Source organism: Streptomyces sp. YGL11-2, assembly GCF_050054615.1.
Lineage (GTDB): Bacteria > Actinomycetota > Actinomycetes > Streptomycetales > Streptomycetaceae > Streptomyces.
This window is the reverse complement of record NZ_JBNHIN010000016.1, coordinates 1-12622: the sequence shown is the minus strand read 5'-3', so window position 1 is coordinate 12622 and position 12622 is coordinate 1. Positions and strand designations below refer to the sequence as shown.

The following is a 12622-nucleotide window of genomic DNA, read 5'->3' as shown; positions in this document are numbered from 1 at the left end:
GAGGCTACAGGGGCGTGACGTAGGCGCCCGCGATGCCCCCGTCGACGAGGAATTCGGCGGCGTTGACGAACGAGGAGTCGTCGCTCGCGAGGAAGGCGACCGCGGACGCGATCTCCTCGGGCTCGGCGAACCGGCCGACCGGGACGTGCACCAGGCGGCGCGCGGCCCGCTCGGGGTCCTTGGCGAACAGCTCCTTCAGCAGCGGGGTGTTGACCGGTCCCGGGCACAGCGCGTTGACGCGGATGCCCTCGCGGGCGAACTGCACGCCCAGTTCGCGGGACATGGCCAGCACGCCGCCCTTGGACGCGGTGTAGCTGATCTGCGAGGTGGCGGCGCCCATCACGGCCACGAAGGACGCGGTGTTGATGATGGAGCCGCCGCGCCCGGTCTGCTCGAACTGCCGCCGCATGTAGGGCAGCGCGTGCTTGCAGCAGAGGTAGACGGAGGTGAGGTTGACCTCCTGGACGCGCTTCCAGGCGTCGAGGCCGGTGGTGAGGATCGAGTCGTCGTCGGGCGGCGAGATGCCCGCGTTGTTGAAGGCGATGTCGACCGAGCCGTAGGTCTCGAAGGCGGTCCGGTAGAGGGCCTCGACCTGCTCGGAGTCGGTCACGTCGACCTGGACGAAGGTGCCGCCGACCTCCTCGGCGGCGGCCTTTCCGGCCTTCTCGTCGATGTCGGCGCACACGACATGGGCGCCTTCGGAGGCCAGCCGGCGGGCGGTGGCCAGGCCGATGCCGCTGCCGGCTCCGGTGATCACGGCGGTACGGCCGACGAGGCGGCGGCAGACGGCGGTCTGGTCGGTCACTTGGGGGCCTTTCTCTGGTGGTGGCTGGGCAAACGGTCGGCGCCCGGGCTGGGAACGGCTGAGGGTCCGGGGGTCATCCCCCGGAAGCAGCAGCCTCGGTGCTGATGAAGATGTTCTTGGTCTCGGTGAACGCGGCCAGCGCGTCCGGGCCCAGTTCGCGGCCGAGGCCGGACTGCTTGAACCCGCCGAACGGGGTCCAGTAGCGCACGCTGCTGTGGGAGTTGACGGAGAGGTTGCCCGCCGCGACGGCCCGCGAGACGCGCAGCGCCCGGCTGACGTCGCGGGTCCACAGGGAGCCGGAGAGGCCGTAGTCGGTGGCGTTGGCGAGCCGGATCGCGTCGGCCTCGTCGTCGAAGGGGAGGGCGACGGCGACCGGGCCGAAGATCTCCTCGACGGCGGTGCGGTCGTCGGGGCGGCCCTCAAGGACGGTGGCCGGGTACCAGAAGCCCCTGCCGGCCGGGGCCTCGCCGCGGATGGCGGCGGGGGCGTCCTCGGGGACGTAGGACCGTACGCGGTCGCGCTGGGCGGCGGAGATCAGCGGGCCCATCTGGGTGGCGGGGTCGGCCGGGTCGCCGACGGTGAACGCCTTGACGGCGGGCTCCAGCAGCTCCATGAAGCGGTCGTAGACGCCGCGCTGGACCAGGATCCGGCTACGGGCGCAGCAGTCCTGGCCGGTGTTGTCGAGGAAGGAGCCGGGGGCGGCGGCCGCGGCGGCCTCGATGTCGGCGTCGGCGAAGACGATGTTGGGGCTCTTGCCGCCGAGTTCGAGGGTGAGCCGCTTGGTCTGCGCCGCGCAGCGGGCGGCGATCTGCCTGCCGGTGGCGGTGGAGCCGGTGAAGACGACCTTGGCGACGCCGGGGTGGTCGACCAGCGCGGTGCCGGTGACCGGCCCCTCGCCGGGCAGGACCTGGAAGAGGCCCTCGGGGAGCCCGGCCTCCAGGGCGAGTTCGGCGAGCCGGAGCGCGGTGAGCGGGGTGGTCTCGGCGGGCTTGAGGAGGACCGCGTTGCCGGCGGCGAGCGCGGGGGCGGTGCCCCAGGCGGCGATCGGCATCGGGAAGTTCCAGGGCGCGATGACGGCGACCACGCCGAGCGGTTCCTGGACGGTGATGTTCAGGCCGCCGGCCACCGGGATCTGGGTGCCGGTCAGGCGCTCCACTCCCCCGGCGGCGTAGTGCAGCAGGTCCCGGACGTTGCCCGCCTCCCAGCGGGCGTTGCCCAGCGGGTGGCCGGCCTCCCGCAGTTCCAGTGCGGCGAGCGGCTCGATCTGGGCGTCGACGGTGTCGGCGAACCGGCGCAGCAGGCGGGCCCGGTCGCCGGGCGCCACCGCGGCCCAGGCTTCCTGGGCCGCGGCGGCCCGGCGGACCGCCGCGTCGACCTCGGCGGGCGAGGTGGTGGGGACGGTGGCCACCACCTCCTCGGTCGCCGGGTTGAGGATGGTCAGCTCTTGCAGCACGGGCGTTCCTTACATGCGCTCGAAGGAGCGGAAGCGCTCCCAGTCCGTGACGGCGGCGTCGTAGGCGTCCTGCTCGACGCGGGCCATGTGGCGGTAGTGGTCGACGACCTCGTCGCCGAAGGCCGCGCGGGCGATCGGGCTGTTCTCCCACAGCTCGGCGGCCTCGCGGAGGGTGGTGGGGACGTGGGCGGCGTCGGCGGTGTAGGCGTTGCCGGTGGTGGCGTCGGGGAGTTCCAGCTCGTGCTCTATCCCGTACAGGCCGGCGGCGACCATGCCGGCGACCGCGAGGTAGGGGTTCACGTCGCCGCCGGGCAGGCGGTTCTCCAGGCGGTGCGCGCGGCCGTGGCCGACCACCCGCAGGGCGCAGGTGCGGTTGTCCGGGCCCCAGGCGACGGCGGTGGGCGCGAAGGAGCCGGGGCGGAAGCGCTTGTAGGAGTTGATGTTGGGGGCGTAGAGGAGGGTGAACTCGCGGAGCGCGGCGAGCTGGCCGGCGAGGAAGTGCTGCATGGTCGGCGACATGCCGTACGGGCCGGAGTCGTCGGCGAGGACGGGGCGGCCCTGCTCGTCCTGGAGCGAGAGGTGGATGTGGCAGGAGTTGCCCTCGCGCTCGTCGTACTTGGCCATGAAGGTGAGCGCCATGCCCTCCTGGGCGGCGATCTCCTTGGCGCCGGTCTTGTAGATGCTGTGCTGGTCGCAGGTGGTGAGCGCCTCGTCGTAGACGAAGACGATCTCGTGCTGGCCGAGATTGCACTCGCCCTTGGCGGACTCGACGGTCATCCCGGCCGCGCCCATCTCGTTGCGGATTCGGCGCAGTACGGGCTCGACGCGGCCGGTGCCGAGGACGGAGTAGTCGCCGTTCCACTGGTTGGCGGGGGTCATCCCCCGATAGGCGCGCGACCAGGCGTCCTCGTAGGTGTCCTTGAAGAGCATGAACTCCAGCTCGGTGCCGGCGTGCGCGGACCAGCCGCGCTCGGCGAGGCGGTCGAGCTGGCGCCGCAGGATCTGCCGGGGGGAGGCCGCGACCGGGGAGCCGTCGTGCCAGGCGAGGTCGGCGGTGATCAGGGCGGTGCCGGCGTTCCATGGGGTGCGGCGCAGGGTGGTGGCGTCACCGTGCAGCGCGAAGTCGCCGTAGCCGCGCTCCCAGGAGGACATGGCGTAGCCGTCGACGGTGTTGAGGTCGACGTCGACGGCGAGGAGGTAGTTGCAGCCCTCCGTGCCGTGTTCGAGGACGGTGTCGAGGAAGTAGCGGGCGGCGAACCGCTTGCCCTGGAGCCTGCCTTGCATGTCCGTGAAGGCGAGGACGACAGTGTCGATCTCCCCGGTGTCGACGAGGATCCTCAGCTCCTCGACGGAGAGCGGGGGCGTGCGGTCTGCCACGGTGGTGCCTCCTGTCACTGCATCCGGAGGTCATAAGGTAGGCACACGAACCATTGATTGGGAAGGGGTTCCGATGGACGGTGCGGCTGATCGGCTGGCACCTGTGCTGCGGCCGGTGCGGGCGGGCAACGGATTCGAGGAGGCGCTGGAGCAGATACTCCAGATCGTCCGGCTCGGGCTGGTGCCGCAGGGCGAACGGCTGCCCGCCGAGCGGGAGTTGGCCGAGCGGCTGCAGATCAGCCGAGTCACCCTGCGCGAGGTACTGAAGGTCCTCCAGGACGAGGGCCTGGTGGAGAGCCGGCGCGGGCGCTACGGCGGCACCTTCGTACGGGTGCGCCCGGAGAGCCCCGGCGAGGCCGAGCTGCGGCGCCGGATCGACAAGATCGACGTCGAGGACACACTGCGCTTCCGGGAGGTGCTGGAGGTCGGCGCGGCCGGGCTGTGCGCGGCCCACGGACTGTCCGACGACCAGGCGGAGCGGCTGCGCGAGGCGCTGGCGGCCACCCAGGACGCGCCGCTGGCGGACTACCGCCGGCGCGACACACTGCTGCACCTGACGCTGGCGGAGCTGTCCGGCTCGCCGTCGCTGGCCGCCCAGTACGCGGCCGTACGGGCGGGCGTCAACGACCTCCTGGACTGCATCCCGCTGCTGGTCCGGAACCTGGAGCACTCGCAGACCCAGCACGCCGCGCTGGTGGAGGCGGTGCTGGAGGGCGATGCGGACAGTGCGCGCGAGGTGATGCGCGAGCACTGCTGCGGGACCGCCGCCCTGCTGCGCGGCTTCCTGTCGTGAGGCTCGCGAAACCCGCCTGTTACGAGATTTTCCCGCCGGGGTCTTGCGCTCAGCCGACCCTGAGACAAAGGTATCGGCCCATACCTTTATTGCGGGGCTGGTAGCGGTTCGCCGACGGCCGTACCCGCCGCGGATCTTCGAGTCCCCCGGAGGCGTGGTGTCCATCAACGAGCACGCGACGAACCCAGACCACGAACAGCGATCCCCTCAACTGTCCAGCGACGAACAGCGCCTCCACGAGCTGGGATACGCCCAGGAGCTGGCCCGCTCGATGTCGGCGTTCTCGAACTTCGCCGTCTCGTTCACGATCATCTCGGTCCTCTCCGGCTGTCTGACGCTGTACGGCTTCGGCATGAACACCGGAGGGCCCGCCATGATCACCTGGGGCTGGCCACTGGTCGGCCTCATGACGCTGTTCGTGGGCATGGCCATGGCCGAAGTCTGTTCCAGCTACCCGACGGCGGGCGGCCTGTACTACTGGGCGGCGAAGCTGGCCCCCTCGCACGGCCCGGCGTGGTCCTGGTTCACCGGCTGGTTCAACTTCCTCGGCCAGGTCGCGGTGACCGCGGGGGTCGACTTCGGCGCCGCGTCCTTCATGAACGCGCTGCTGGACCTCCAGTTCGGCTTCGCCGCCACCCCGGTGCACACGATCATGCTGTTCGGCATCGTGCTGCTGGTCCACGGCCTGCTCAACACCTTCGGCGTGAAGCTGGCCTCCCTCCTCAGCAACGTCAGCGTGTGGTGGCACGTTTTCGGCGTGCTGGTCATCGTGGGCGCCCTGGTCGTGGTGCCCACGAAGCACCAGTCCGCCTCCTTCGTCCTCACCCACTTCACCAACAACACCGGCTGGCACTCCGGCCTCTACGTCGGACTGCTGGGGCTGCTGCTCGCGCAGTACACCTTCACCGGCTACGACGCCTCGGCCCACATGACCGAGGAGACGCACGACGCGGCCAGGTCCGGCCCCCGCGGCATCGTGATGTCGATCCTGGTCTCCCTGGTCGCCGGCTGGGTGCTGCTGGTCGGCATCACCTTCGCCATCCAGGACTACGACGGCGAGCTGGCCAGCAAGACCGGCGTGCCCCCGGCGCAGATCTTCATCGACGCGCTGGGGGCCACCGGCGGCAAGCTGCTCCTCCTGATCGCCATCGGCGCCCAGTTCTTCTGCGGCATGTCCTCGGTCACCGCCAACTCGCGCATGATCTACGCCTTCTCGCGGGACGGCGCGCTGCCCGGCTCGCAGCTGTGGCACCGCATCAACAAGCGGACGAAGACCCCGACCAACGCGGTGTGGCTGGCCGCCGGCGGCGCCTTCCTGCTGGGCCTGCCGTACCTGTGGAACGCCACGGCGTACGCGGCCGTCACCTCGATCGCGGTGATCGGTCTCTACATCGCCTACGTCCTGCCGGTCATCCTCCGCCTGCTCCAGGGCGACCGCTTCCAGCGCGGGCCCTGGCACCTCGGCCGCTGGAGCAAGCCCGTCGGCGTCATCGCCGTCGGCTGGACGCTGGTCATCTCCGTCCTCTTCATGCTCCCGACCACCAGCCCGGTCACGGCGGAGAACTTCAACTACACCCCGCTCGCCGTCCTCCTGGTCCTCGGCTTCGCCGGCACCTGGTGGCTGGTGTCGGCCCGCAAGTGGTTCACCGGCCCGAAGGTCCAGGGCACGGCGGAGGAGCTGGCCGCCATCGAAAACGAACTGGAATTCTGAAGACCGAGCCGGAACGCACCAGCACCCCATCGGAGGATCCGTGTCCCAGCCCCTCATCGGCATCAGCACCTACCAGGAAGAGGCCCAGTGGGGGGTGTGGACGCTGCCCGCCGCGCTGGTGCCGGCCGGCTATCCGCACCTGGTCCGGCGCTCCGGCGGGCTGCCGGCGCTGCTGCCGCCGGGCGATCCGGAGGACGCCGCGGCGACCGTCGCACGGCTGGACGGGCTGGTGATCGCTGGTGGCGCGGATGTGGCGCCGGCCCGGTACGGCGCACTGCCGCACCCCCGGACCGGTCCGCCCGCGCTGGAGCGGGACGCCTGGGAACTGGCCCTGATCGAGGCCGCGTTGGCGGGCGGCGTGCCGCTGCTGGGCATATGCCGTGGGCTCCAGCTGCTGAACGTGGTGCTGGGCGGAACCCTCGTCCAGCACCTGGACGGCCACGCCGGACCGCCCGGGGTGTTCGCCAAGCACGACGTCGAGCCGGTGCCCGGCACCGTACTGGGCTCCGCGCTGCCGGGGACCGTCGCGGTCCCCACGTACCACCACCAGGCGGTGGACCGGCTCGGCCGCGGACTGCTGGCCTCGGCGTACGCGGCGGACGGCACCATCGAAGCGGTGGAGCTGCCGGACGCGCGGGCCTTCACGCTGGCGGTGCAGTGGCACCCGGAGGCAGGGGACGACACCCGGGTGATGGACGCGCTGGTGGCGGCTGCGGGCGGGGCCTCGCCGGAGGCGTGAGTTCCGTAGCGGTGCAGCGATGACGGGCCGTCAACTGCCCGTGTGGCGTGCGGTGTTCCGCACGCCGCTGCCGCTCATCCCCGGAAGTCGTCCGCCACCCCCACCAGCACCACCCGGCTCTCCGGCGCCAGCGACCGCCAGCGGTGGGTGATGCCGCCGGAGCAGTAGAGCGTGTCGCCGGGGCCGAGTTCGTAGCGGACACCGTCCGCCTCGGCCTCCACCGCGCCCTCGACGACGTACATCAACTCATCGTGCGGATGCCGGAACTCCCGCTGCCAGTCGTGCCGCCCGGTGAACTCCAGGGCGTGCAGCTGCTGCCGGCCGCGGACCAGCGGGCGGACCCGGCCGCCGGCGCCGTCCTCGGGCACCGCCGCGGAGTCGGCGCGCACCACATCGACCGTTCGCGGCCCGTCGGCGGCGGCCAGCAGGCGGACCGCGGTGGTCTCCAGGGCGTCGGCGATCAGCTGGAGCGAGCGCATGCTCGGGCGGGCCCGGTCGTTCTCGACCTGGCTGAGGAACGGGGCGGACAGACCGGTGGCACGGGCGAGGTCGGCCAGCGTCAGTTCCCGTGCGCGGCGGCGTCCGCGCACCGCCGCCCCGACGCGCGGGGCGTCCGCCGCACCCCCGGTTGCGCTCATCCCTCGCTCCTCACCGGCGCCGTCTCCGCCTCTTTATCGGTGCGTTCACACCCCTGCCACACACCGGCCCTAGCGTCTACGCTGTTTGATCCCATCAAACAAAGTTTGACGAGAGCCACTTTGGCGAAGGGAACCCGGCATGACCGCTGTCGATCAAAACACACGCCGCCGCCGCGGCACCGGCCTGATCGCGCTCGACGCAGCCGCCGCCTGCGACGGCTACACCCTCTACGCCCCGCTCACCGGCGGCGGTCAGGTCCTCCTCGTCGATCTGCACGGACGCGTCGCCCACCGCTGGCAGTTGCCGCACCGCCCCGGCCGCCACGCCCGCATCCTCCCCAACGGCAATCTCGCCTACAACGCCACCCTCCCCGGCCAGGACGCGCTCTTCCCGATGTGGCACAAGTACCGGGGCGGGCTGATGCAGGAGATCGCCCCGGACGGCACCGTGCTGCGGGAGTTCACCGACCCTCTCCAGCACCACGACGCCCACCACTACGGCGACGGGCGGATCCTCTACACCGCGCTCGAACCCCTCACCGGCGAGCGGGCGCAGGCCGTCCGCGGCGGCGTCCCGGGCTCCGCGCCGGCCGGCGGCACCGTCTTCGCCGACACCGTCCGGGAGGTCGACGCGGACGGCCGGCCGCTGTGGTCCTGGCGCGCCGCCGATCACCTCGACCGGGACGCCTACGCCCTGCACCCCGACTACTCCCGCGAGCACTGGCCGCTGATCAACTCCGTTCTGCCGCTGGCCGACGGGAACGTCCTCGCGAGCCTGCGGAGCGCCTCCGCGGTGATCGTCGTCAGCCGGGCGACCGGCGAGGTCCTGTGGCGCACCGAGCCGGGGCTGGTCTCCCAGCAGCACCACCCCACCGAGCTGCCCAACGGCAACATCCTGATCTTCGACAACGGCGTCTTCCGGCCCGGCCACGACGTCCCCTACTCCCGCGTCATCGAGGTGGACCGGGCGAGTGGGAAGGTGGTCTGGGAGTACCACGATCCGGCGCGGGAGGCGTTCTTCGCGCCCTTCATGGGCAGCGCCCAGCGGTTGCCCAACGGCAACACCCTGATCACCGACTCCCCCGCCGGGCGGCTCTTCGAGGTCACCGCGGCGGGCCTGCTGTGCTGGGAGTACGTCGTCCCGGAGTTCGGCAGCTACCGCGAACCGGAGGTCGGCGCCCTCTTCCCCACCCAGAACAACGCGGTCTTCCGCGCCTACCGCTACACCGCCGCCGAACTGCCCTGGCTGAAGCGGCAGGCGTGAACGATGGCACCCGCCGACCCCGCACCGCCCGACCCCGCACCGCCCGGCACCGCACCGTCCGGCACCGCCCCGGCCGACGAGCGGCTGCCGCTGCGCCGGCTGCTGCCGCTCGCCGCCCAGCACGTCCTGGCGATGATCGCCTCCCCGGTCTCCACCGCCTTCCTGCTCGCCGGCGGCCTGCGGCTGCCGCCCGGCCGCACCGCCGCGCTGCTGAGCACCACCCTCGTCCTGTGCGGGGCCGGTGCGCTGCTCCAGTCCCTCGGGGTGCTGCGGATCGGGGCCCGGCTGCCGTTCATGATGCTGCCCGGGGGCGCGGCGGCGGCGCTCTTCCTCCAGATCGCCCGGGAGCACGGCGCGGCCACCGCCTCGGGCGCGGTGCTGCTCGCGGCGGCGCTGCTGCTGGCCGTACTGCCGCTGTACGGGCGGATCGTACGGTTCTTCCCGCCGCTGGTGATGGGCACGACCGTGCTGGTCATCGGCATCACCATGGTCGGGGTCGCGGCCCCGATGGCGCTCGGCGGCAGCGGGCTCGCGCTGGTCACCGTCGCCGCCACCGCCCTGGGTCTCCTGCTGCTGCGCGGGGTCTGGCGGCAGCTGTCGGTGCTGCTCGGCATCGCGGCGGGCACCGCCGCAGCCGCGCTCACCGGCACCGCCTTCCGCGCCGTACCGGGCGGGGCGCTGCTCGCCCCGCCCCGCCTCTTCCCGTACGGCGCCCCGCACTTCGACCTGCTCGCCGCACTGCCGCTGATGGTGTTCACCCTCGCCTCACTGGCCGAGGCGACCGGCCAGACGGTGCTCNGCCGTACCGGGTGGGGCGCTGCTCCCCCCCCCCCGCCTCTTCCCGTACGGCGCCCCGCACTTCGACCTGCTCGCCGCACTGCCGCTGATGGTGTTCACCCTCGCCTCACTGGCCGAGGCGACCGGCCAGACGGTGCTCACCAGCGAGGCGGTGGGCCGTACGCCGGACCCGGCGCGCGATGTGCCGCGGACCGCCCGGGCGGACGCGGTGGCCTCACTGGGCGCCGGGCTGCTCGGCGGGACGGTGATGGTGACCAGCGCGGAGAACATCGGCATCGTCCAACTCACCGGCGTCCGCAGCCGGTTCGTGACCGCGACGGCCGGCGCCCTGCTGGTCCTCGGCGGACTGCTGGCCCCGGTCACCCGGCTGCTGGCGGCGCTGCCCGCACCGGTCGTCGGCGGTGCCGCGCTGGTGGTCTACGCGGTGATCGCCGCCATGGGCATCGCCCTGCTCCACCGCGCCGACCTCGGCGACCGCACCTCCGCGGCCGTCGTCGCCCTCTCCCTCCTCGCGGGGCTGCTGCCTCTGCTGGCCCCTCGGCTGTACGCACCGCTGCCGGGCTGGGCACACACCCTCCTCGGCAGCGGCGTACCGGCCGCCGCGCTCACCGCGACCGCGCTGTCCGCGCTGTCCGGCCGACTGGGGGCGGAACGACGGACGGCGGCCTCCGCCGCAGGCCGAGCACCCGGCCCGCCCGGAGTCCGGCGCCGCACGTCCGCCAGCTCCTAGGCCACCCCCTGGGTCAACCCCAGCAGATCGCGGGCCGGGCCCGCCGGGCGCCGGCCGGTCGGCCACACGGCCCGCAGGTCCCGGCCGAGCCGGAGGTCGCGCACCGGGATCTCGACCAGCCGGCGGGCGGTCAGCTCCTCCCGGACGGCGAGTTCGCTCAGCACGGACGGGGCGGCCTCGCTGACCACCGCGGACTTCACGGCGGTGGTCGAGGACAGCTCCAGCAGCGGAGCGGCCAGCCCGCCGAGCCGGGCCAGCGCCGCGTCCAGGACCTGGCGGGTGCCCGAGCCGCGTTCGCGCAGGATCAGCGGGGTGGCGGCGAGTTCCGCGGCGGTCAGTCCCGTGCGCCGCCGGGTCCAGGGGTGCGACGGCGCGGCCACCACGATCAGCCGGTCGTGGCCGATCACCGCCCCGTCCAGGCCCGCCGGCACGTCCAGCCCCTCGACGAACCCGAGGTCCGCCTCGCCCGCCAGCAGCCGCTCGGCTACCGCGCGCGAGTTCCCGGCGAGCAGCGAGACCGCGGTCCCGGGACGCTGCGCGCGCAGCGCGATCAGCCAGCCCGGCAGCAGGTACTCGGCGATCGTCATGCTGGCCGCGACCCGCAGCCGGGAGTCCCGGCGGCCGCGCAGCGCCTGGGCGCCCGCGTCGAACGCCTCGGCCGCCTCCACCACCTGCCGCGCCCAGTCCGTGACCAGCACCCCGGCGTCCGTCAGCCGCGAACCGCGCGGCGAGCGCTCGACCAGCGCCACCCCCAACTGCCGCTCCATGGAACGGATCCGGCTGCTGGCGGCGGGCTGGGTGATGCCCTGCGCCTGGGCCGCCCGGCCCAGGCTGCCGAGCCGGGCGACGGCGAGCAGCAGCTCCATCGCCCCGAGGTCCGGCACCCGGTGGGACAGCGGGACCGCCCCCGGACCTCCGGTCCCGTCCGCCGCCGCGATCCGATCGTCACGCTCACTACCCATAAACCCAGCTTATGCCCTCATAGAGACAACACCCCTGGTGAGGGCCACCCGCACCGGCGACGCTTTTGGCATGGCACCCCTCGCACTCGCACCTTCCCGCAACCCCGCCGCCACCGGCCCGGACACCCCCGGCGGCGCGCCCTCGGTCCGCCATCTCGGGCCGAACTGGTACGCCGCCGTCATGGGCACCGCGATCGTCGCCAACGCCGGCGCGGCCCTGCCGCTCACCGCCCCCGGCCTACACATCGCCTACCGCGCCGTCTGGGCGCTGTCGGCGCTGCTGCTGGTCACCCTGGTGGCCGCGCGCGCCGTCCACTGGGCCCGGCACGGCGACCAGGCCCGCCGCCAGCTGCTGGATCCGGCCGTCGCACCGTTCTACGGGTGCCTGTCCATGGCGCTGCTGGCGGTCGGCGGCGGCACCCTCGCGGTCGGCAAGGACGTCATCGGCACCCCCGCGGCGCTGGCCGCGGACGCGGTGCTGTGGACCGCCGGCACCCTGGTCGGGCTGGCCGCCGCGGCGGGGATCCCGTACCTGATGGTGGTCCGGCACCGGATCGCCGAGGGCAGCGCCTCACCGGTGTGGCTACTGCCGCTGGTCGCCCCGATGGTCTCGGCCGCACTCGGCCCCGCACTCGTGCCGCACCTGCCGCCCGGGCAGTGGCGCGAGGCGATGCTGCTGGCCTGCTACGCGATGTTCGGGATGTCGCTGCTGGCGACGGTGCTGGTACTGCCGCTCGTACTGAACCGGCTGTTCCACCACGGCCCGCTCCCCCTCGTGCTCACCCCCACCCTCTTCCTCGTCCTCGGCCCGCTGGGCCAGTCCACCACCGCCGTCAGCAACCTCGGCGACGCCGCCCCCGGCGTCGTCATCCCCTCGTACGTGCACGCCATGGGCGCGTTCGCGGTGCTCTACGGCGTGCCGGTGTTCGGCTTCGCACTGCTGTGGCTGGCCATCTCGGTGGCGATGGTGGTCCGCGCCGTCCGCAACGGCATGGGCTTCGCGATGACCTGGTGGGGCTTCACCTTCCCCGTCGGCACCTGCGTCACCGGCGCCGCGGGCCTGGCCCGACACACCGGGCTGGCGGCCTTCGACTGGCTCTCGGTGGCGCTGTACGCGGTACTGGTGACGGCGGTGGCGGTCGCGGGCACCCGCACCGCACACGGGTTGCTGCGCGGCCGCCTCCTCACGGCGTAGTGGCGCTGCCGCCCCCCACGTTGTCGCCTTTCCCGCCGTGGGGGTTCTCTCATTGCGCCTTCGGCGCGGGGTGTTGTCCGCTGCGCGGGGCTTTCGGGTGCGGTGGCGGCCCTCCGGGGGTGGTGTGCAGGACTGCTTCGCTTTACGTCCTGCACAC

Annotated in this window: 11 protein-coding genes and 1 pseudogene; 7 read left to right on the top strand and 5 right to left on the bottom strand. The window is 73.0% G+C overall.

What is annotated here, in order from left to right; all coding sequences use genetic code 11:
• Positions 1–4: 4 nt before the first annotated feature.
• The 3 genes from ACO1BR_RS19490 to ACO1BR_RS19480 all read right to left on the bottom strand — a co-directional run bounded on the left by ACO1BR_RS19490 (position 5) and on the right by ACO1BR_RS19480 (position 3635).
• A complete protein-coding gene (locus ACO1BR_RS19490; RefSeq protein ID WP_426796345.1) occupies positions 5–805 on the bottom strand; it encodes a 3-oxoacyl-ACP reductase in 801 nt (266 codons plus the stop codon).
• Between the two features lie 73 nt (positions 806–878).
• Entirely contained in the window at positions 879–2258 is a 1380-nt protein-coding gene (locus ACO1BR_RS19485) for an aldehyde dehydrogenase family protein (RefSeq protein ID WP_426796344.1), read from the bottom strand.
• A 9-nt stretch (positions 2259–2267) separates the two neighbouring features.
• Positions 2268–3635, bottom strand: coding sequence for a glutamine synthetase family protein (locus ACO1BR_RS19480; protein ID WP_426796343.1), 1368 nt, complete (start codon positions 3633–3635; stop codon positions 2268–2270).
• Between the two features lie 73 nt (positions 3636–3708).
• Here ACO1BR_RS19480 and ACO1BR_RS19475 point away from each other — a divergent pair, with 73 nt between their 5' ends.
• The 3 genes from ACO1BR_RS19475 (at position 3709) to ACO1BR_RS19465 (ending at position 6878) form a co-directional block, all read left to right on the top strand.
• Positions 3709–4428 (top strand): FadR/GntR family transcriptional regulator, encoded by a 720-nt coding sequence (locus ACO1BR_RS19475; protein WP_426796342.1) that lies wholly within the window; start codon positions 3709–3711, stop codon positions 4426–4428.
• Between the two features lie 157 nt (positions 4429–4585).
• Complete coding sequence (locus ACO1BR_RS19470; RefSeq protein ID WP_426796341.1) at positions 4586–6139, top strand: amino acid permease; 1554 nt, start codon at positions 4586–4588, stop codon at positions 6137–6139.
• Between the two features lie 40 nt (positions 6140–6179).
• Positions 6180–6878 carry a gamma-glutamyl-gamma-aminobutyrate hydrolase family protein gene (locus ACO1BR_RS19465; RefSeq protein WP_426796340.1) on the top strand — a complete coding sequence of 233 codons (699 nt, stop codon included), beginning with the start codon at positions 6180–6182 and terminating at the stop codon, positions 6876–6878.
• Between the two features lie 74 nt (positions 6879–6952).
• Here ACO1BR_RS19465 and ACO1BR_RS19460 read toward each other — a convergent pair whose 3' ends face one another.
• On the bottom strand, positions 6953–7516 hold the full coding sequence (locus ACO1BR_RS19460) for a helix-turn-helix domain-containing protein (protein WP_426796339.1): 564 nt from the start codon (positions 7514–7516) through the stop codon (positions 6953–6955).
• Between the two features lie 139 nt (positions 7517–7655).
• On the opposite strand from ACO1BR_RS19460, the gene ACO1BR_RS19455 reads away from it, so the two are divergent.
• The 3 genes and pseudogenes from ACO1BR_RS19455 to ACO1BR_RS19445 all read left to right on the top strand — a co-directional run bounded on the left by ACO1BR_RS19455 (position 7656) and on the right by ACO1BR_RS19445 (position 10308).
• A complete protein-coding gene (locus ACO1BR_RS19455; protein ID WP_426796338.1) occupies positions 7656–8780 on the top strand; it encodes an aryl-sulfate sulfotransferase in 1125 nt (374 codons plus the stop codon).
• 3 nt (positions 8781–8783) lie between these two features.
• Positions 8784–9512 (top strand): annotated as a pseudogene (locus tag ACO1BR_RS19450) (solute carrier family 23 protein); the annotation flags it as partial.
• Between the two features lie 85 nt (positions 9513–9597).
• Entirely contained in the window at positions 9598–10308 is a 711-nt protein-coding gene (locus tag ACO1BR_RS19445) for a solute carrier family 23 protein (RefSeq protein ID WP_426796491.1), read from the top strand.
• Here ACO1BR_RS19445 and ACO1BR_RS19440 read toward each other — a convergent pair.
• A complete protein-coding gene (locus tag ACO1BR_RS19440) occupies positions 10305–11174 on the bottom strand; it encodes a LysR family transcriptional regulator (protein WP_426796490.1) in 870 nt (289 codons plus the stop codon). The two genes, ACO1BR_RS19445 and ACO1BR_RS19440, sit on opposite strands and share 4 nt — an antisense overlap.
• A 166-nt stretch (positions 11175–11340) precedes the next feature.
• Here ACO1BR_RS19440 and ACO1BR_RS19435 point away from each other — a divergent pair, with 166 nt between their 5' ends.
• Positions 11341–12465 (top strand): TDT family transporter, encoded by a 1125-nt coding sequence (locus ACO1BR_RS19435; protein ID WP_426796337.1) that lies wholly within the window; start codon positions 11341–11343, stop codon positions 12463–12465.
• The last annotated feature ends 157 nt before the right edge of the window (positions 12466–12622 follow it).

Coding starts and splice junctions, on each gene's coding strand:
- ACO1BR_RS19475 (WP_426796342.1), top strand. CDS start 3,709: ATGGACGGTGCGGCTGATCGGCTGGCACCTGTGCTGCGGCCGGTGCGG.
- ACO1BR_RS19440 (WP_426796490.1), bottom strand. CDS start 11,174: ATGGAGCTGCTGCTCGCCGTCGCCCGGCTCGGCAGCCTGGGCCGGGCG.
- ACO1BR_RS19455 (WP_426796338.1), top strand. CDS start 7,656: ATGACCGCTGTCGATCAAAACACACGCCGCCGCCGCGGCACCGGCCTG.
- ACO1BR_RS19460 (WP_426796339.1), bottom strand. CDS start 7,516: ATGAGCGCAACCGGGGGTGCGGCGGACGCCCCGCGCGTCGGGGCGGCG.
- ACO1BR_RS19435 (WP_426796337.1), top strand. CDS start 11,341: ATGGCACCCCTCGCACTCGCACCTTCCCGCAACCCCGCCGCCACCGGC.